The sequence below is a fragment of the Streptomyces sp. NPDC059740 genome (genome assembly GCF_042733155.1).
Classification (GTDB): Bacteria; Actinomycetota; Actinomycetes; order Streptomycetales; family Streptomycetaceae; genus Streptomyces.
Window position 1 is genome coordinate 449,951 of the sequence record NZ_JBHWGP010000001.1, and the last position, 16,520, is coordinate 466,470.

The 16,520-nt window shown below is 68.0% G+C and carries 14 protein-coding genes; 7 read left to right on the top strand and 7 right to left on the bottom strand.

What is annotated here, in order from left to right; genetic code table 11:
• Positions 1 to 20: 20 nt before the first annotated feature.
• From rplI to rpsF, 4 genes are all read right to left on the bottom strand, one after another.
• Positions 21 to 467, bottom strand: coding sequence for a 50S ribosomal protein L9 (rplI, locus tag ACFV3R_RS01625; RefSeq protein ID WP_385573450.1), 447 nt, complete (start codon positions 465 to 467; stop codon positions 21 to 23).
• A gap of 18 nt (positions 468 to 485) precedes the next feature.
• Entirely contained in the window at positions 486 to 722 is a 237-nt protein-coding gene (gene rpsR, locus ACFV3R_RS01630; protein WP_003978893.1) for a 30S ribosomal protein S18, read from the bottom strand.
• A gap of 114 nt (positions 723 to 836) precedes the next feature.
• Positions 837 to 1,400: a single-stranded DNA-binding protein gene (locus tag ACFV3R_RS01635; protein WP_385573452.1), complete on the bottom strand. Its 564-nt coding sequence runs from the start codon at positions 1,398 to 1,400 to the stop codon at positions 837 to 839.
• A 75-nt stretch (positions 1,401 to 1,475) separates the two neighbouring features.
• Entirely contained in the window at positions 1,476 to 1,766 is a 291-nt protein-coding gene (gene rpsF, locus ACFV3R_RS01640) for a 30S ribosomal protein S6 (RefSeq protein WP_003978891.1), read from the bottom strand.
• Between the two features lie 237 nt (positions 1,767 to 2,003).
• On the opposite strand from rpsF, the gene ACFV3R_RS01645 reads away from it, so the two are divergent.
• The 3 genes from ACFV3R_RS01645 (at position 2,004) to ACFV3R_RS01655 (ending at position 4,835) form a co-directional block, all read left to right on the top strand.
• Positions 2,004 to 2,318 (top strand): hypothetical protein, encoded by a 315-nt coding sequence (locus ACFV3R_RS01645; protein ID WP_385573456.1) that lies wholly within the window; start codon positions 2,004 to 2,006, stop codon positions 2,316 to 2,318.
• 264 nt (positions 2,319 to 2,582) lie between these two features.
• A complete protein-coding gene (locus tag ACFV3R_RS01650) occupies positions 2,583 to 3,701 on the top strand; it encodes a lipid II:glycine glycyltransferase FemX (RefSeq protein ID WP_385573458.1) in 1,119 nt (372 codons plus the stop codon).
• A 102-nt stretch (positions 3,702 to 3,803) separates the two neighbouring features.
• Positions 3,804 to 4,835 carry an alanine racemase gene (locus ACFV3R_RS01655; protein WP_385573460.1) on the top strand — a complete coding sequence of 344 codons (1,032 nt, stop codon included), beginning with the start codon at positions 3,804 to 3,806 and terminating at the stop codon, positions 4,833 to 4,835.
• Between the two features lie 90 nt (positions 4,836 to 4,925).
• Here the strand turns inward: ACFV3R_RS01655 and ACFV3R_RS01660 are convergent, their stop codons facing one another.
• Both ACFV3R_RS01660 and ACFV3R_RS01665 read right to left on the bottom strand, forming a co-directional pair.
• Complete coding sequence (locus tag ACFV3R_RS01660; protein ID WP_385573463.1) at positions 4,926 to 6,401, bottom strand: glycosyltransferase family 87 protein; 1,476 nt, start codon at positions 6,399 to 6,401, stop codon at positions 4,926 to 4,928.
• 433 nt (positions 6,402 to 6,834) lie between these two features.
• Positions 6,835 to 9,483, bottom strand: coding sequence for a transglycosylase domain-containing protein (locus tag ACFV3R_RS01665; protein ID WP_385573465.1), 2,649 nt, complete (start codon positions 9,481 to 9,483; stop codon positions 6,835 to 6,837).
• Positions 9,484 to 9,831: 348 nt separating this feature from the next.
• Between ACFV3R_RS01665 and ACFV3R_RS01670 the strand changes: the two genes are divergently transcribed.
• The 3 genes from ACFV3R_RS01670 to ACFV3R_RS01680 all read left to right on the top strand — a co-directional run bounded on the left by ACFV3R_RS01670 (position 9,832) and on the right by ACFV3R_RS01680 (position 12,445).
• Complete coding sequence (locus ACFV3R_RS01670; protein ID WP_385573468.1) at positions 9,832 to 10,512, top strand: PadR family transcriptional regulator; 681 nt, start codon at positions 9,832 to 9,834, stop codon at positions 10,510 to 10,512.
• A 45-nt stretch (positions 10,513 to 10,557) separates the two neighbouring features.
• Entirely contained in the window at positions 10,558 to 11,640 is a 1,083-nt protein-coding gene (locus ACFV3R_RS01675; protein ID WP_385573470.1) for an inositol-3-phosphate synthase, read from the top strand.
• Between the two features lie 493 nt (positions 11,641 to 12,133).
• Entirely contained in the window at positions 12,134 to 12,445 is a 312-nt protein-coding gene (locus tag ACFV3R_RS01680) for a hypothetical protein (RefSeq protein WP_385573472.1), read from the top strand.
• Between the two features lie 61 nt (positions 12,446 to 12,506).
• On the opposite strand, the gene ACFV3R_RS01685 is transcribed toward ACFV3R_RS01680, so the two are convergent.
• On the bottom strand, positions 12,507 to 13,982 hold the full coding sequence (locus ACFV3R_RS01685) for a CCA tRNA nucleotidyltransferase (RefSeq protein WP_385573474.1): 1,476 nt from the start codon (positions 13,980 to 13,982) through the stop codon (positions 12,507 to 12,509).
• Between the two features lie 240 nt (positions 13,983 to 14,222).
• On the opposite strand from ACFV3R_RS01685, the gene ACFV3R_RS01690 reads away from it, so the two are divergent.
• Complete coding sequence (locus tag ACFV3R_RS01690) at positions 14,223 to 16,499, top strand: DUF6049 family protein (protein WP_385573476.1); 2,277 nt, start codon at positions 14,223 to 14,225, stop codon at positions 16,497 to 16,499.
• Positions 16,500 to 16,520 lie beyond the last annotated feature (21 nt).

Consider the following 16,520-nt stretch of genomic DNA (forward strand, 5'->3'; position numbering starts at 1 on the left):
CTCAGGGTGGGCTGCCTGAATCAGGCAGCGACGACCTCGATGCCCAGCTGGGCAACGACCTCGCTGTGCAGACGCACGGACACCTGGTGGGCGCCCACGCTCTTGATCGGCGCACCGAGCTCGACGCGGCGCTTGTCCACGTCCGGGCCACCGGCAGCCTTGATCGCCGAGGCGATGTCGGCCGGGGTCACCGAGCCGAACAGGCGGCCCGCGTCACCGGCACGGACGGCCAGCTGCACCTTGACGTTCTCGAGCTGGCCCTTGACCTCGTTGGCCTGCTCGATCGTGGCGATCTCCCGGATCTTGCGACCGCGGCGGATCTGCTCGACGTCCTTCTCGCCACCCTTGGTCCAGCGGATCGCGAAACCGCGCGGGACCAGGTAGTTGCGGGCGTAACCGTCGCGGACGTCCACGACTTCACCGGCAGTGCCGAGGCCGGAGACCTCGTGGGTGAGGATGATCTTCATTGGTCGGTCACCCTTCCCTTATCGCGCGGTGGAGGTGTAGGGCAGCAGCGCCATCTCACGGCTGTTCTTCACGGCCGTGGCGACGTCACGCTGGTGCTGGGTGCAGTTACCCGTGACACGACGGGCACGGATCTTGCCGCGGTCGGAGATGAACTTCCGCAGCAGGTTCGTGTCCTTGTAGTCGACGTAGGAGATCTTCTCCTTGCAGAACACGCAAACCTTCTTCTTCGGCTTGCGAGCAGGCGGCTTCGCCATTGTCTCTCTCCAGTGAATTCAAGAAGTGTGTGCTGGCCCTCGCCAGCCCGCCCGTTCCGCGATGTTTCACGTGAAACGGCGCGATCACACGCCTTTCGGGCGTGACCGCCGGGGCTAGAAGGGCGGCTCGTCCGAGTAGCCGCCGCCGGGGCCGCCGCCCCAGCTTCCGCCGCCCTGCTGCTGGCCGCCGGAGGGAGCGCTGGTCGCCCAGGGGTCGTCGGCGGGTGCGCCGCCACCGCCCTGCTGGCCGCCCCAGCCACCGCCTCCGCCGCCCTGCTGACCGCCGAAGCCGCCCCCCTGCTGGCCGCCTCGACCGCTGGTCTTGGTGACCTTGGCCGTGGCGTTGCGCAGGCTCGCGCCGACCTCGTCGACGTCGAGCTCGTAGACCGTGCGCTTCTGGCCCTCACGGTCCTCGAAGGACCGCTGCTTCAGGCGCCCCTGCACGATCACGCGGGTACCGCGAGTGAGGGACTCTGCGACGTTCTCCGCCGCCTGCCGCCACACCGAGCAGGTCAGGAACAGGCTCTCGCCGTCCTTCCACTCGTTGGTCTGGCGGTCGAAGGTGCGGGGGGTGGACGCGATACGGAACTTCGCGACCGCCGCACCCGACGGGGTGAAGCGCAGCTCGGGGTCGTCGACAAGATTGCCGACCACCGTGATGACGGTCTCGCCTGCCATTAGGGGAACCTCTCGGCGGGTGTGCTGCTGGCTGCTGTTGCTACTCGAACCCGTTTACCGCTGACGCTGAAGCGTTCAGTGGGTCTCGGGACGGAGGACCTTGGTCCGCAGAACCGACTCGTTCAGGTTCATCTGACGGTCGAGCTCCTTGACGACCGCAGGCTCGGCCTGCAGGTCGATGACCGAGTAGATGCCCTCGGGCTTCTTGTTGATCTCGTAAGAGAGACGACGACGGCCCCAGGTGTCGACCTTCTCGACCTTGCCGTTGCCCTCACGGACGACGGAAAGGAAGTTCTCGATCAGCGGGGAGACAGCGCGCTCCTCGAGATCGGGGTCGAGGATGACCATCACCTCGTAGTGACGCATGTGGAACCCACCTCCTCTGGACTCAGCGGCCACGGTCGTTCCGTGGCAGGAGGGTCGTATGCGTTGCCGCGCCCTCCCTGCTCGGTCGCTGGAGGCAATCCGGACAGACCAGGGCGCAGACGCTACAGACTACCTGCCTGAGGCCTTCCGGTTGAAATCCCGACCCTGATGCCGTCAATCTGGTCTACGACGACTGTGAGCGGCGTAACATCCGCCGCCTCGTCCTGGAGGTGTCGCATGACTCAGGCAGCCCGACCCCACCACGGTCTCCTCTCCCTCCTCAACAACGACGGCAGGTCGCACCCGAAGGAGAACGCCCTGGCGGCGATCACCTTCGTACTGGGCGCAGTGGCCGTGGCGACCGCCGCCTTCTACAACCTCCATCTGATCTCCTGCTGGTTCGGCCTCGTGGCCATCGTCACCGGCGCCTGGGGACAGTTCATCTCCGCCACCACGGGGGAACGGTTCCTCCTTGTCATCGGCATGGGGATGGCGGCGCTCGGCTTCGGTCTGGGCCTGGCCCACGGGGGACTGCTGGGCGGCGTCGTCTGACAGGTTCGCGCCGTTCGGCCCGTCCCACCGGTACCTGGCCGGGACGGGCCCCGCTGTGCGCATGCCCTCTGCGGTGGCGGGCCGTGCACCGGCCGCTGCGGAGGGTCGATCAGCCGTGTCCGTCCCACGGATCGCTCCTGAGGGTTTCGGCTTGCGGCAAGCGGGCCGTGTGCCCAGGCCAGGTGCTCCCCGCTCGCAGTAGGCTTTCGCCGCGAGAGCCGGAACCCCGACCATCGGGGACACACCTGCTGAGGAGCGCCCCGCATGAGCCTGACCCTGAGGACCATCAGCCGAGAGCAGCACCTGGCCTATATCCAGGACCTGCCCTCGGCCAGTCACATGCAGGTTCCGGCATGGGCTGACGTCAAGGCCGAGTGGCAGTCGGAGAACCTCGGCTGGTTCGACACCGACGGTCGCCTGGTGGGCGTTGGCCTCGTCCTCTACCGGCAGGTCCCCAGGATGAAGCGGTACCTCGCCTACCTGCCGGAGGGCCCGGTCATCAACTGGTACGCGCCCAACCTCGAGGACTGGCTGCAGCCCATGCTGGCCCACCTCAAGCAGAAGGGCGCCTTCTCCGTGAAGATGGGCCCGCCCGTGGTCATCCGGCGCTGGGACGCGGCCGCCATCAAGTCCGGCATCCAGAACCCGGACGTCAAGCGGCTGCGCGACGTGGAGGCCACCCACATCGAGCCCCGCGCCTTCGAGGTGGCCGACCGGCTGCGGCGCATGGGGTGGCAGCAGGGCGAGGACGGCGGTGCCGGCTTCGCCGACGTCCAGCCCCGCTTCGTCTTCCAGGTGCCGCTGCAGGACCGTTCCCTCGAAGAGATCCACAAGGGCTTCAACCAGCTGTGGCGGCGCAACATCAAGAAGGCCGAGAAGGCCGGCGTCCAGGTCGTGCGAGGTGGCTACGACGACCTGCAGGAGTGGCAGCGCCTGTACGAGATCACGGCCGAGCGTGACCAGTTCCGGCCCCGTCCTCTCTCCTACTTCCAGCGCATGTGGTCCTCCCTGAACAAGGAGGACCCCGACCGGATGCGTCTCTACCTCGCCCAGCACGAGGGGGAGAACGTCGCCGCGGCCACCATGCTGATCGTCGGCGGTCACGTCTGGTACTCCTACGGAGCGTCCGCCAACCACAAGCGCGAGGTGCGGCCGTCCAACGCCATGCAGTGGACGATGCTGCAAGACGCCCACGCCCTGGGTGCCCACGTCTACGACCTGCGGGGCATCAGTGACTCGCTGGACGAGAGCGACCACCTCTTCGGCCTCATCCAGTTCAAGGTCGGCACCGGTGGTCAGGCGGCCGAGTACCTCGGCGAGTGGGACTTCACACTCAACAAGCTGCTGCAGAAGGCCTTCGACGTCGCCATGTCGCTGCGCTGACGCGCACCTGCATCTCCTCCCCCTACGCTTGTCGCTCTATCCGGTGGCGCCCCTGGCGCCACCGACCTCCCACGCTGCTACGAGAAAGGTTTCGGGCCGGCCATGGCGCTCTCCCTCTACGTCGACACCGCGCGCTGGCGGGCGCACCAGCACACCATCGTGCAGCAGTTTCCCGGCCTGGTCCCCGTCTGCAAGGGGAACGGCTACGGCTTCGGACACGAACGCCTCGCCGACGAGGTGACCGCCCTGGGCGCCGACATGATCGCCGTCGGCACCACCTACGAGGCCGCACGCATGAAGGACTACTTCGGTGGCGACCTGCTCGTCCTGACGCCCTTCCGCCCGGGGGAGGAGCCCGTACCGCTGCCCGACCGTGCGGTGCGCTCGGTCTCCTCGGTGGACGGTGTGGGCGGCCTGGTGGGGGCCCGCGTCGTCATCGAGGTCATGAGCAGCATGAAGCGCCATGGCGTGACGCCTGAGGACCTCCCCAAGCTGGCGGCGGCCATCGACAACGTGCGGCTGGAGGGATTCGCCATCCACCTCCCGCTGGACCGCACCGACGGCTCCGACGCGGTGGAGGAGGTCATCTCCTGGATGGACCGGCTGCGAGCAGCCCGTCTCCCGCTGCACACCATGTTCGTCAGCCACCTCAAGGCGGACGAGCTGGCACGACTCCAGCAGCAGTTCCCGCAGACCCGGTTCCGGGCCCGCATCGGCACCCGGCTCTGGCTGGGGGACGACGAGGCAACCCAGTACCGCGGCTCCGTCCTGGACGTCTCTCCGGTGGCCAAGGGCGAGCGGTTCGGTTACCGCCAGCAGAAGTCCGCCGCGGAGGGCTGGCTCGTCGTGGTGGCGGGCGGCACCTCCCACGGGGTGGGGCTGGAGTCACCGAAGGCACTGCACGGCGTGATGCCGCGGGCCAAGGGGGTCGCCCGCGCCGGTTTGGCGACCGTCAACCGCAACCTCTCGCCGTTCGTGTGGGCGGGTAAGCAGCGCTGGTTCGCAGAGCCCCCGCACATGCAGGTCTCCATCCTCTTCGTCCCCTCCGACGCACCCCAGCCGCAGGTCGGGGACGAGCTGGTGGCACACCTGCGGCACACCACGACGCAGTTCGACCGCATCGTCGACCGCTGACACCGGCGCCCCGGCCCGGAACGCGGCACGAGGGGTGGCCCGGCAGGAGCATCGCTCCCCTGCCGGGCCGCCCCTCGTGCACGCGCGGGGTCAGTCCGCTTCCGCGCCCCAGTTCACCGTGGTCCCTGCCCTCTCCATGGCCTCGTGTCCCTCGCGCGGCCGGGACCGCAGCGCGAAGACGTCCGGTGCCTGGTCCAGCACGCCGCCGGAGGGGTCGTCCTCCCCGTCCCGGCGGACCAGGTCCCGATCCGGCCACCACACGTCCCGTACGACGAGCGCACAGAGGTAGGCCGTGCCCAGGAGGTGTGCGGCGATGGCGAGCTGGTAGCCGTCCACCGGGAGCCCCTGGTGCTTGTCCCCGCTGCCGGTGTAGGCCAGGTACGACCAGATGCCGAGGAAGTAGGCGACCTCGCAGCCCTGCCAGATCAGGAAGTCGCGCCAGCGGGGCCTGGCGAGTGCGGCCAGGGGGACGAGCCAGAGGACGTACTGGGGCGAGTAGACCTTGTTGGTGAGCACGAACAGCGCCACCACGAGGAACGCGAGCTGCGCGAACCGCGGGCGCCGGGGTGCCAGCAGGGCGAGTACGCCGATGGCCGCACAGCCCACCAGCATCAACCCGGTCGCCCAGGTGTTCACGTCGGCCAACGGGTTCCCTGTCCGCTGCGAGATGATCAGCCACAGCGAACCGAAGTCGACGGGGCGTTCCTGGCTGAAGGTGTAGAACTTCAGCCAGCCCTCGCGCAGGTGGAAGCCGCTCCCGTCATGCACGACCATCACGGGCAGGTTCACGACGAGCCAGGAGACCACCGCTCCCCCCAGCGCCCCGCCGAAGGCCCGCCAGCGCCCGGCGCGCCAGCAGAGCACCAGGAGGGGGCCGAGCAGCAACACCGGGTAGAGCTTGGCCGCAGTCGCCAGCCCGATGAGGACGCCGGCGGCCACCGTCCGGCTGCGCGACCACATCAGCATGGCCGCGGCCGTCAGAGCCACGGCGAAGAGGTCCCAGTTGATGGTCGCCGTCAGGGCTGCTGCCGGCGCCAACGCCACCAGGAGGCCGTCCCAAGGACGCCTGCGGTGGGTACGGACGACACAGGCCACCGCCACCGCCGTGCAGACCAGGAGCAGGCCCGCGTTGGCGAGCCAGTAGACCTGTTCCTGGTGCACACCGTCCCCCGAGGGGGTCAGCCAGGACGCGACCTCCATGAAGAGGCCGGTGAGAACCGGGTACTCCAGATAGTCCATGGAGCCGGGCAGCTTGTCGAAGTAGGGGATCAGCCCGCTGGCGAACCCACGGCCGGCGTAGAGGTGGGGGATGTCGGAGTAGCAGGCATGCGTGTACTGCGCGGTCGCGCCGAAGAACCAGCCGCCGTCGTAGCAGGGCAGCTTCTGCACCATGCCCAGGGCGAACATGGCGATGGCCACCATCACGATCACTCGCGCCGGAGTCCACCAGGACCGGCCCAGCAGGGCGTGCCGGCCGATCGGGCCACCGAAGAGTTCACTTCCGGAGGCCGCCACGTCGTCGCGGACAGTGGGCGCGACGGGCTCGTCCTCTCGCACTCGCGTCATGCCCACCATCCTGCCGCAAGCCGTACCGGCTGAGGACGAGGAAGACCACGCCGGAGAGTGACGGATCTCGCGGTAAGGCCACAGTCCGTACGCGCAGTAACCCGATCGCTCCGACTTCGTCGCCCAGTCGGCTGACATTTCCCGGATCGGCGTGTGCGCTGCCCCTGCTGGTGCGCCGCGCGCAGTGCCGAGAACGGGGCAGGGAACCGCCGGGACACCGGCCTGCCGGAGGCCGTCAGCCGCCTCGTTCCACCCCCGGCACCGAACAAGCCGAAGCCTCCGTGAGCGGAGGCTTCGGCTTGTCGAAGCGGTGGCCGGCGCCGGCCGAGGCCCGTCCTATCCGGACCCGCGCGGGTGCGTGGCGGACGGTCTCATCGGGGTTGTTTCACGTGAAACAGGAGCGGTCACGAAGAGTGCCCGACTTCTACCCCTCTCAGCCGCCACCACCCCACCAGCCGCCGTTGTCCTGCCCTGGTGGCTCGGTGGACGGGTCGGAGCTGGGTCCTCCCGTGTCGCCACCCGTCTGGCCACCTCCGTCGTCGCCCCCGGTCTGGTTCTTGCAGGCCACATCCCATGGTGAGCAGGTGTCACTGGGACTGGGCTGCCCGGAACCGGAAGCCGAGGTGGACGGCGAGGGGCTGTGGGAGGGCTCGTCGGAGTGCGAGGCCGAAGGCGAGGGGGTCGGCGAGGGGCTGTGGAGGCCCACCACCGAACCGATGGGCTCGGGTGCCGGGAAGTTCACCGCCTTGGTTCCGGCCAGTGCGTTCGCCATGTAGTCGTGCCAGATCTCCGAGGGGAACGAGGCACCGTGGATCTTGTCCTGACCGCCGGTGCCATACATCTCCAGGAACTTGCGGCCCTGACTCTTGGCGTTGTCGTCGTACCGGTACATGGTGATCGCGGTCGACAGCTGGGGGGTGTAGCCGACGAACCATGCCGACTTGTTGCCGTCGGTGGTTCCGGTCTTTCCCGCGACCTGACGACCGGGAAGCTGGGCGTTGGTGCCCGTACCACCGTCGACGACGGACTTCAGCACGTCGGTGACGTTGTTGGCCACCTTCGGGTCGAAGGCCGCCTTGGTCTGCTCGTGGTGACGGTAGACCTCGTCGCCCTCCCGCTTCACGTACTCCACGGAGTAGGGATCGTTCTGCTGTCCCTGGTTGGCGAAGGTCCCGTAGGCCCCCGCCATGCGGATGGCGCTCGGGTCCGTGGTGCCGATCGAGAAGGAGGGGTAGTCGGCGGCACCCGTCAGGCTGTCCGGGGAGATGCCCGCGTCGATCGCCGACTGCTTGACCTTGTCCAGCCCCACGTCCATGCCGAGCTGGACGTAGACGGAGTTGGTGGACAGCATCATCGCCCTGCGCAGGTCGACGAGGTAGCTGGGCGGGTTGACCGACTCGTGGCCGTCGTTGGCCTGGAGCCACTCCCTGCCCTTCTTGTCCGTCCAGGTCGTGCCGTCATAGTTCTTGATCTTGAGATTGTTCTTGCCGCTGTACAGGCTCTTCAGGGAGACCGGGGTCCGCATGCTCGCCGGCTGGTCCTTCGGCCCGTCGGGGTCACGCACGCCGTCCCGCAGCGCGGCGGCCAGCACGAACGGCTTGAAGGTCGATCCCACCTGCGCACCGGTCACGTCGGCGTTGTCGGTGAAGTGCTTGGTCGCGTCCTCACCGCCGTAGATCGCCTGGATCGCACCGTTCTTCGGCGAGACGGAGGCGCCACCGAACTGTACGTAGGTGTCCTTGTCAGGGCGCTTCTTGGGATCGATGTTCTTCTTGCGGACGTTCTCCACTGCGCGGGAGAGTTTGTCGACCTTCGCCTTGTCGAAGGTCGTGTGGATCTCGTATCCGCCGCGCTGGAGCTGTTTCTCCGAGATACCGGAGTGGTTCTCCACGTAAGCGTTGGCGAGGTCGACGAGGTACCCGATCTGACCACTCAACTGGCCGCTGCTGTGCGGGGCCTGCACCTTCGGGAAGCTGGTGTAGCGGCTCAGCTTCGCACGCTCGGACGGGTGGTCCTTCTTCTCCTCACTCAGGATCCACGACCACCGCGCCTCCGCCCGCTTCCGGTTCTTGTCCGGAGTGGCGTTGACCGGGTCGATCGCCGCGTTGCCGGCGGGGTCGTAGTACGTGGCGCCCTTGAGCATCGAGGCGAGGAAGGCGCACTGGCTCGGGTCGAGCTTGGAGGCGTCCTTGTTGAAGTAGGTCCGGGCCGCAGCCTGGATGCCGTAGGCACCGCGGCCGTAGTACGCCGTGTTCAGGTAGTTCCTCATGATCTCGTCCTTGGGGACCTCGGCCCCCACCTTGATCGAGATGAAGAGTTCCTTGAACTTCCGGCTGATCGACTGCGACTGGTCGTCCAGCATGGCGTTCTTGACGTACTGCTGGGTGATGGTCGAACCACCCTGCGTCTCGCCACCCTTGGCCATGTTGAACAGGGCGCGGGCGATGCCCATCGGGTCCACGCCGCTGTCGGTCTCGAAGGTCTTGTTCTCGGCGGACATCACCGCGTACCGCATGTACTTCGGGATGTCGTCGTAGTCGACGATCTGCCGGTTGGTCGCCGAGCCTCCGGCCGCGACCATCGGTTTGCCGTTGGCCCAGTAGTAGACGTTGTTCTGGGCCTTGGCGGAATCGGCCATGTTCGGCACCCCGACCATCGCGTACGAGATGCCCGCCGCCGCCACGAGAGCGCCGAAGAAGCCGATTCCCGTACCGGTCACCAGGCGCCAGGACGGTACCCACCGCTTCCAGCCGTACCGTCCGGCACGGGGGTAGTCCACAAACCGTTTCTTGGGCGGCTCGCCACCGCGACGGCCACCGCCGGAGCCACGGCGTCCGCCGCGGCCACCGCCTTCCGCCATGGTCGCTGGTTCGGCCGCGCGTCGACGGCCGCCGCGCTGTGCTGCACGGCGGGCCTCGGCTCTGCCGCCGTAGGGCCGCTCCGGCTCGGCCTGCGGTGACGCCGGTCCGGCTGCGGAACCGCGCGGGGGCGCGGCACGACGGCCGGAGGACTGCTGAGCAGCCCTTCGTGCGGCGGCACGTCCGCCGGCCGGTGGCGGCGGTTTGCGACGGTGCTCGCTCATGGAACGAAAACTCCTAGGGCAGGCGCGCTCTCTCGCCTGAAGGCGGCAATGACTCGTAGGTCCCCCCGTGCGCGGCCCTCCCCAGAGATCCAGGCCGCACTGCACCAGGGGCCGGGACGTCGTCGCGCGCCCCTCGGCTCCTGGCGGTCTGCATGCCGCACAGACTACGCAGGGCCAAAAGAAGCCCAGTACCGAAATTCACTCCAAATCGGCACAGACAACCCTCGAAGTTGTTTGTGACGCCGTTCACTACCGCCCCTCTTGCCCCTCTCCGCCCCGCGTTCTATCGTCTCGATGTATCGGGTCGATACATCAGCTCGACACAGGTCCGGGAGCAGGGAGGCGAGGATGAGCAGAAGGTCCGGCATCCTCGAGTTCGCCGTGCTCGGCCTGCTGAGAGAGTGCCCGATGCACGGCTATGAACTGCGTAAACGTCTCAACACCTCACTGGGGGTGTTCCGGGCGTTCAGCTACGGCACCCTCTACCCCTGCCTGAAGGCCCTCGTGGCCCATGGCTGGATCGCCGAGGAGAGCTCCCCGCCACCCGAGGGTGTCCCCTCCACCTCCCTGTCAGGCCGCCGGGCGAAGATCGTCTACCGCCTGACCGACGCCGGCATGGAGCACTTCGAAGAACTCCTGGCCAACACCGGCCCGGAGTCCTGGGAGGACGAGCACTTCGGCGTGCGTTTCGCGTTCTTCGGTCAGACTTCTCGCGACGTGCGCATGCGCGTCCTGGAAGGACGGCGCACCCGACTTGAGGAACGCATGGAGAAGATGCGTTCCTCGCTGGCCCGTACCCGCGAACGGCTGGACGGCTACACCCTTGAGCTGCAACGCCACGGGCTGGAGTCGGTCGAGCGAGAGGTCCGCTGGCTGAACGAGCTGATCGAGAGCGAGCGGGCGGGACGCGAACGGCGTCCGGGGGACCCCGCCGACACGGACCACAAGCAACAGGTCGACGACACGGACGGCGGATTCCACCACCGGGGCGAAACCGGTACTGGCCCCTCCGACGAGACCACCACCTGAGGCACCGCCCCGCGGGGCCTCACGAGAACACAGGGAGCAACCGGAATGGGTTCGGTTCGCGTAGCGATCGTCGGTGTGGGCAACTGCGCCGCCTCGCTGGTGCAGGGTGTCGAGTACTACAAGGACGCCGACCCCGACAGTCGTGTGCCTGGTCTCATGCACGTGCAGTTCGGCGAATACCACGTGCGGGACCTCGAGTTCGTTGCCGCTTTCGACGTGGACGCGAAGAAGGTCGGGTTGGACATCGCCGACGCCATCGGCGCGAGCGAGAACAACACCATCAAGATCTGCGACGTGCCGCGCACCGGCGTGGACGTCCAGCGCGGTCACACGCTGGACGGACTGGGCAAGTACTACCAGGCCACCATCGAGGAGTCCGACGAGGCTCCCGTCGATGTGGTCCAGGTACTCAAGGACCGCCAGGTCGACGTTCTGGTCTGCTACCTCCCCGTGGGGTCCGAGGAGGCTGCCAAGTTCTACGCCCAGTGCGCCATCGACGCCAAGGTGGCCTTCGTCAACGCTCTTCCCGTCTTCATCGCGGGCACCAAGGAGTGGGCGGACAAGTTCACCGAGGCCGGCGTCCCGATCGTGGGCGACGACATCAAGTCGCAGGTGGGCGCCACCATCACCCACCGGGTGATGGCCAAGCTGTTCGAGGACCGCGGTGTCGTCCTGGACCGCACCATGCAGCTGAACGTCGGCGGCAACATGGACTTCAAGAACATGCTGGAGCGCGAGCGCCTGGAGTCCAAGAAGATCTCCAAGACCCAGGCCGTCACCTCGCAGATCCGCGACCGGGACCTCGGCGCCGACAACGTGCACATCGGCCCGTCCGACTACGTCGCCTGGCTCGACGACCGCAAGTGGGCCTACGTGCGCCTGGAGGGTCGTGCCTTCGGTGACGTGCCGCTGAACCTTGAGTACAAGCTCGAGGTGTGGGACTCCCCGAACTCCGCCGGCGTCATCATCGACGCGGCCCGCGCGGCGAAGATCGCCAAGGACCGCGGCATCGGCGGCCCGATCCTCTCCGCCTCCTCGTACTTCATGAAGTCGCCGCCGGTGCAGTACTTCGACGACGAGGCGCGGGAGAACGTCGAGAAGTTCATCCGCGGTGAGGTCGAGCGCTGACCCTCCTCCGCTGATCAGGCCCCCGGCACGTTGCCGGGGGCCTGTCGCGTTGCCGGGGGGACGGACAAGCGGACAGCCGGGGGCCGTCTCGACTGCGGAACGCGCCGAGGCCCCCCGCGCAGTGGACGGGACTAGACACCTCCCGGCGTCCCCGCTCACGCCCCCACGTAACGCCGCGCTACGTTACGGAGTTCATGCAGCCGACAGGCTCACGTCAAGGGGGAACCTCGTGTCCACACCACCGCCTCCCGGCCCCAACCCCTACGGTGCACCCGCACCCGGGCAGGGCCCCTACGCAGGGGGGCCGCAGCCGCCTTACGGGCAACCTCCCCAGGGGTACGCCGGCATCCCTCACGCAGGGCAACAGCCGCCCCTTCAGGGGCAGTTCCCACCGCAGCAGGCCCCCTACGGCGCCCCGCAGGGACAGCCCGTTCCTCCCCGGTCGAGCATCGTCCAGCCGGTGCCGGTGGGACGGAGGATCGTGCGGGTCATCATGTCGTTCGTGGTGATCGGCGTGGTGATCGCGGCGCTGGCCGGCTTCTACAGCGTCTGGAACAACATCTTCGGCACGGACGCACAGACCGTCTCGGTGGGCGACTGCATGAAAAACAGCGGGACAGACGCGGATCCGGACATGGAGACCGTCGACTGCGGTGCGGCTGACGCCGAGTTCGAGGTGGCGGAGGTGCACGAGAGCACCAGCGATCTCAGCCAGTGCGACCGGACCAAGTACTCGGCGTACGCAGAGACCAGTGGCTCACGTCGCCACCGGTCCTCCGTGGTGCTCTGCCTCAAGGACAAGTAGAGGTCCGGTACCCCGTGGTTTCACGTGAAACGGGCTTCTCTGGCCCGTTTCACGTGAAACATCACTGCTGGGTGGCCCACCATTCCTTGAGGGCCGCCACAGCGACGTCCGGCTCCATCGGACCGTTCTCCAGCCGAAGCTCCAGCAGGTGCTTGTAGGCACGCCCCACCTCGGGCCCCGGACCGATCTCCAGAACCTTCATGATCGCGTTGCCGTCGAGGTCAGGACGGATGGCGTCCAGTTCCTCCTGCTTCTGCAGTTCGGCGATGCGGTGCTCCAGCCCGTCGTAGGCCCTGGCCAGAGCGTTGGCCTTGCGCTTGTTCCTCGTCGTGCAGTCCGACCTGGTCAGCTTGTGGAGCCGGGACAGCAGCGGGCCGGCATCCCGGACGTACCGCCGCACGGCCGAGTCGGTCCACTCGCCGGTGCCGTATCCATGGAACCGAAGGTGCAGCTCGACGAGGCGGGAGACGTCCTTGACCATCTCGTTGGAGTACTTCAGCGCGATCATGCGCTTCTTGGTCATCTTCGCGCCCACCACCTCGTGGTGGTGGAAGGAGACCCGTCCGTCGTCCTCGAACCTACGAGTCCGCGGCTTGCCGATGTCGTGGAGGAGGGCGGCGAGCCGGAGGACCAGGTCCGGCCCCTCCTCCTCCAGGTCGATGGCCTGCTCCAGGACCGTCAGCGAGTGCTCGTAGACGTCCTTGTGCCGGTGGTGCTCGTCCCTCTCCAGGCGGAGCGCCGGCAGCTCCGGCAACACCCGCTCGGCCAGGCCGGTGGCGACCAGCAGGGACAGTCCCTTCCGCGGCTTCTCCCCCAGCAGCAGCTTGTTGAGCTCCTCCCGGACGCGCTCCGCCGAGACGATCTCGATACGGTCGGCCATGTCGGTCATCGCCGTCACCACGTCCGCTGCCACCTCGAAGTCGAGCTGGGAGGCGAAACGCGCCGCACGCATCATGCGCAGCGGGTCGTCGGAGAAGGACTCCTGGGGGGTGCCCGGGGTGCGCAGCACGCGGGCGGCCAGATCCTCCACCCCGTTGTGCGGGTCGATGAACTCCTTCTGCGGCAGGGCCACTGCCATCGCGTTCACCGTGAAGTCCCGGCGGACCAGGTCCTCCTCGATGGAGTCGCCGTAGGAGACCTCCGGCTTACGCGAGCTGCGGTCGTACGCCTCCGACCGGTAGGTGGTGACCTCGATGTCGAAGGAGCTCTTCTTGCAGCCGACGGTGCCGAAGGCGATGCCGACGTCCCACACTGCGTCCGCCCAGGGTCGGACGATCTCCAGGATCTCCTCGGGGCGGGCGTCAGTGGTGAAGTCGAGGTCGTTGCCCAGCCTGCCCAGCAGTGCGTCCCGCACCGACCCTCCCACCAGCGCGAGGGAGCGACCTGCCGCCTGGAATCGGCGAGCGAGGTCGTCTGCCACGGGGGAGACCCGCAGCAGTTCACTGACCGCACGGCGCTGGACCGCGTTCAGTGCGTCGGCTGCCGGAGCGGACCGTCCGGGGCTCTGGTTCTGGGAGTCAAAGTTGGCGTTCGGCACAGCAGAACAGGTTACGTGTCCGGCGACCCGGCCGGCCGCCCCGTGGAACCGCCATCCGCTTTCTCTCCGTGTAGTCCTCTGAGAGGTCGCACACACCGGGCCCGACCAGCGGCGCTCTTCGCGTGGGCGGTCTCACCGCCTTGGAGCGCCGGTCCGCAGCACTTCCGCTTGCCGGCCCTCGTTACCATTCGTGGACGCAACACCGACGACCACTGACGACGACGAGGGACGGGCGAGCGCGTGGCCGAGGCGGCAGGGTTCCAGGCGACTGAACGGCCGCGGCGCCGATGGTTGCACTCGGCTGTGGCGGCACTCGTCGCAGTGCCCGTTCTGGCCACCGCGTGGCAACTGCCGCAGGCTCCCGCGGCACGAGCCGAGACCACTGGTTCGCAGCCGGTGGACATCGCCATCAACTCGGTCTCCCCCTCCGCTCCGACCAAGGACGGAAAGGTCACCGTCTCGGGCACTGTCACCAACGACACCACCGCATCGCTCTCCTCCCTCCAGGTCGGTCTGCGCCGAGGGGCGGAGATCACCAGCAGGAGCGCACTGGCTCACGCGGCGGGCCGGGGGGGCTTCTCCCCGCAGGCGGTGGGCCAGGAGGTGAAGGGGCACGAGCAGGAGATCGGCACGCTCGGGGCCGGCGCCCACCAGCCCTTCACCCTGGAGGTCCCGGCCAAGGACCTCCACCTCGGCCGGGACGGCGTGTACGAGCTGGGTGTGAGCCTCACCGGCAGGAAGCCTCGCACCACCTACGACCAGGTCCTGGGCACCCAGACGACCTTCCTGCCCTGGAAGACCTCGGACGCGGCCAAGAAGACCCAGCTCACCTACCTGTGGCCGCTGATCTCCACCACCCACCTGACGGCGGAGACCGATGCCAACCTGACGCAGACACCTGTGTTCCGCGACGACGAGCTCGCCAAGGAGATCGCTCCGGGCGGGCGTCTGCAGCAGATGGTCAGCCTGGCGAAGAAGCTCCCCGTGACGTTGGTCATCGACCCCGACCTGCTGGCGAGTGTCGACGCCATGCGCAAGGACTACAAGGTCGAGACGGGCCACGGCACGGTTGAAGGCAAGCACCAGAAGGTGGCCAACGAGTGGCTCGACGACGTGGAGGGCCTGGCCAAGTCGCACGAGGTGGTGGCACTGCCCTTCGCCGACCCTGACCTGGCCTCCCTCGCCCACCATGGGCGGAACGTGCCGAGCGCGCTCGGGCACCTGGGGGCGGCGACGGACCTGGCGAACACGACGGTGGACACCGTCCTCCACGTGAAGCCGAAGACGGATTTTGCCTGGCCCGTTGACGGTGCGGTCGACCCTTCCATCGTGGACGTCGCCACCTCCGCGGGTGCACACAACGTCATCGCCCGCAGCGACAGCATGCGCGAGAGCACCAGCCTCCCGTACACGCCGACGGCCGCCCGTCCGATCGGCGGCGGGACGACGGCGGTCGTCGCTGACGACACGCTGTCCACCGCCTTCGAGGGCGACATGTCCACGAAGGAGGCGATCTCCCGTGCCTCGCAGGACTTCGCGGCCCAGACGCTCCTGATCAGCCTCCAGGACCCCGCCCGGCAGCGGAGCATCGTGGTGGCCCCCTCCCGTACCCCCTCGACTGACCAGGCGAAGGCCATGGCGGCCGGCCTGAAGGCGCTGAGCGGCGATCGGTGGACCGAGGCCCTCTCCCTCGAGGACGCTTCCAAGGCCTCCCCGGACCCGTCCGCCACGCGTCATGTACCCGGCCGGCGTAGCTACCCAGCGTCACTGAGCCGCAGCGAACTGCCCACCGAGGCGTTCCAGGACATCCAGTCGATCCAGTCCTCGGTGACCGCCTTCAAGGCGGTCCTCTCCTCGCCCGAGCGGGTGGAGACCCCGTTCGGCAACGCGATGATGCGCGCGATGTCGACCCAGTGGCGGGGGGACCCGGAAGGCGCCACGCGGTTCCGGGCTTCCGTCCGTGACTACCTGAACGGCCTGACCCACAAGGTCAGCCTTATCCAAAAATCGAACGCGACGCTTTCCGGTCGCAGCGCGACCATTCCCGTGACGGTGCAGAACAACCTCGTCCAGGACGTGAAGGGGTTGCGGCTGGTGATGAAGTCCTCCCAGCCCAACCGTCTGGATACCGGAAAGTCGCAGGTCATCACCGTCACCGGTGGTCACAGTCAGTCGTTCAAGTTCGACACCACGGCGCACGCCAACGGCCCGGTCCGGGTCACCGCCCGGCTGTACACCGCCGACGGCAAGCCGTACGGCCGGCCCATGAACTTCGTCGTCAACGTCACCGAGATCACCTCTGCGGTGATGTTGGTGATCGCGGGCGGAGTACTGCTGCTCGTGCTGGCGGGCGTGCGGATCTACCTCAAGCGCAAGCGGCGCGGAGCCGACGAGGGCCCTGGGGACGACGGGAACGGTGGCGCCGACGAGGGCCCCGCGCACCCGAGTGACCCCACCCCGGACACCGGATCGCGCACGACAGACGGACCCGGCCCGGGTGAGAAGGTGGACCGTTGATGCACGACCGGCTCCCAGCAC

What these genes read in the sequence shown, in the direction of transcription:
- ACFV3R_RS01675 (WP_385573470.1), top strand. Translation starts at nt 10,558, where the DNA reads ATGGGTTCGGTTCGCGTAGCGATCGTCGGTGTGGGCAACTGCGCCGCC.
- ACFV3R_RS01660 (WP_385573463.1), bottom strand. Translation starts at nt 6,401, where the DNA reads ATGACGCGAGTGCGAGAGGACGAGCCCGTCGCGCCCACTGTCCGCGAC.
- ACFV3R_RS01650 (WP_385573458.1), top strand. Translation starts at nt 2,583, where the DNA reads ATGAGCCTGACCCTGAGGACCATCAGCCGAGAGCAGCACCTGGCCTAT.
- ACFV3R_RS01665 (WP_385573465.1), bottom strand. Translation starts at nt 9,483, where the DNA reads ATGAGCGAGCACCGTCGCAAACCGCCGCCACCGGCCGGCGGACGTGCC.
- rpsF (WP_003978891.1), bottom strand. Translation starts at nt 1,766, where the DNA reads ATGCGTCACTACGAGGTGATGGTCATCCTCGACCCCGATCTCGAGGAG.
- rplI (WP_385573450.1), bottom strand. Translation starts at nt 467, where the DNA reads ATGAAGATCATCCTCACCCACGAGGTCTCCGGCCTCGGCACTGCCGGT.
- ACFV3R_RS01655 (WP_385573460.1), top strand. Translation starts at nt 3,804, where the DNA reads ATGGCGCTCTCCCTCTACGTCGACACCGCGCGCTGGCGGGCGCACCAG.
- ACFV3R_RS01680 (WP_385573472.1), top strand. Translation starts at nt 12,134, where the DNA reads ATGTCGTTCGTGGTGATCGGCGTGGTGATCGCGGCGCTGGCCGGCTTC.
- ACFV3R_RS01670 (WP_385573468.1), top strand. Translation starts at nt 9,832, where the DNA reads ATGAGCAGAAGGTCCGGCATCCTCGAGTTCGCCGTGCTCGGCCTGCTG.
- ACFV3R_RS01645 (WP_385573456.1), top strand. Translation starts at nt 2,004, where the DNA reads ATGACTCAGGCAGCCCGACCCCACCACGGTCTCCTCTCCCTCCTCAAC.
- ACFV3R_RS01635 (WP_385573452.1), bottom strand. Translation starts at nt 1,400, where the DNA reads ATGGCAGGCGAGACCGTCATCACGGTGGTCGGCAATCTTGTCGACGAC.
- rpsR (WP_003978893.1), bottom strand. Translation starts at nt 722, where the DNA reads ATGGCGAAGCCGCCTGCTCGCAAGCCGAAGAAGAAGGTTTGCGTGTTC.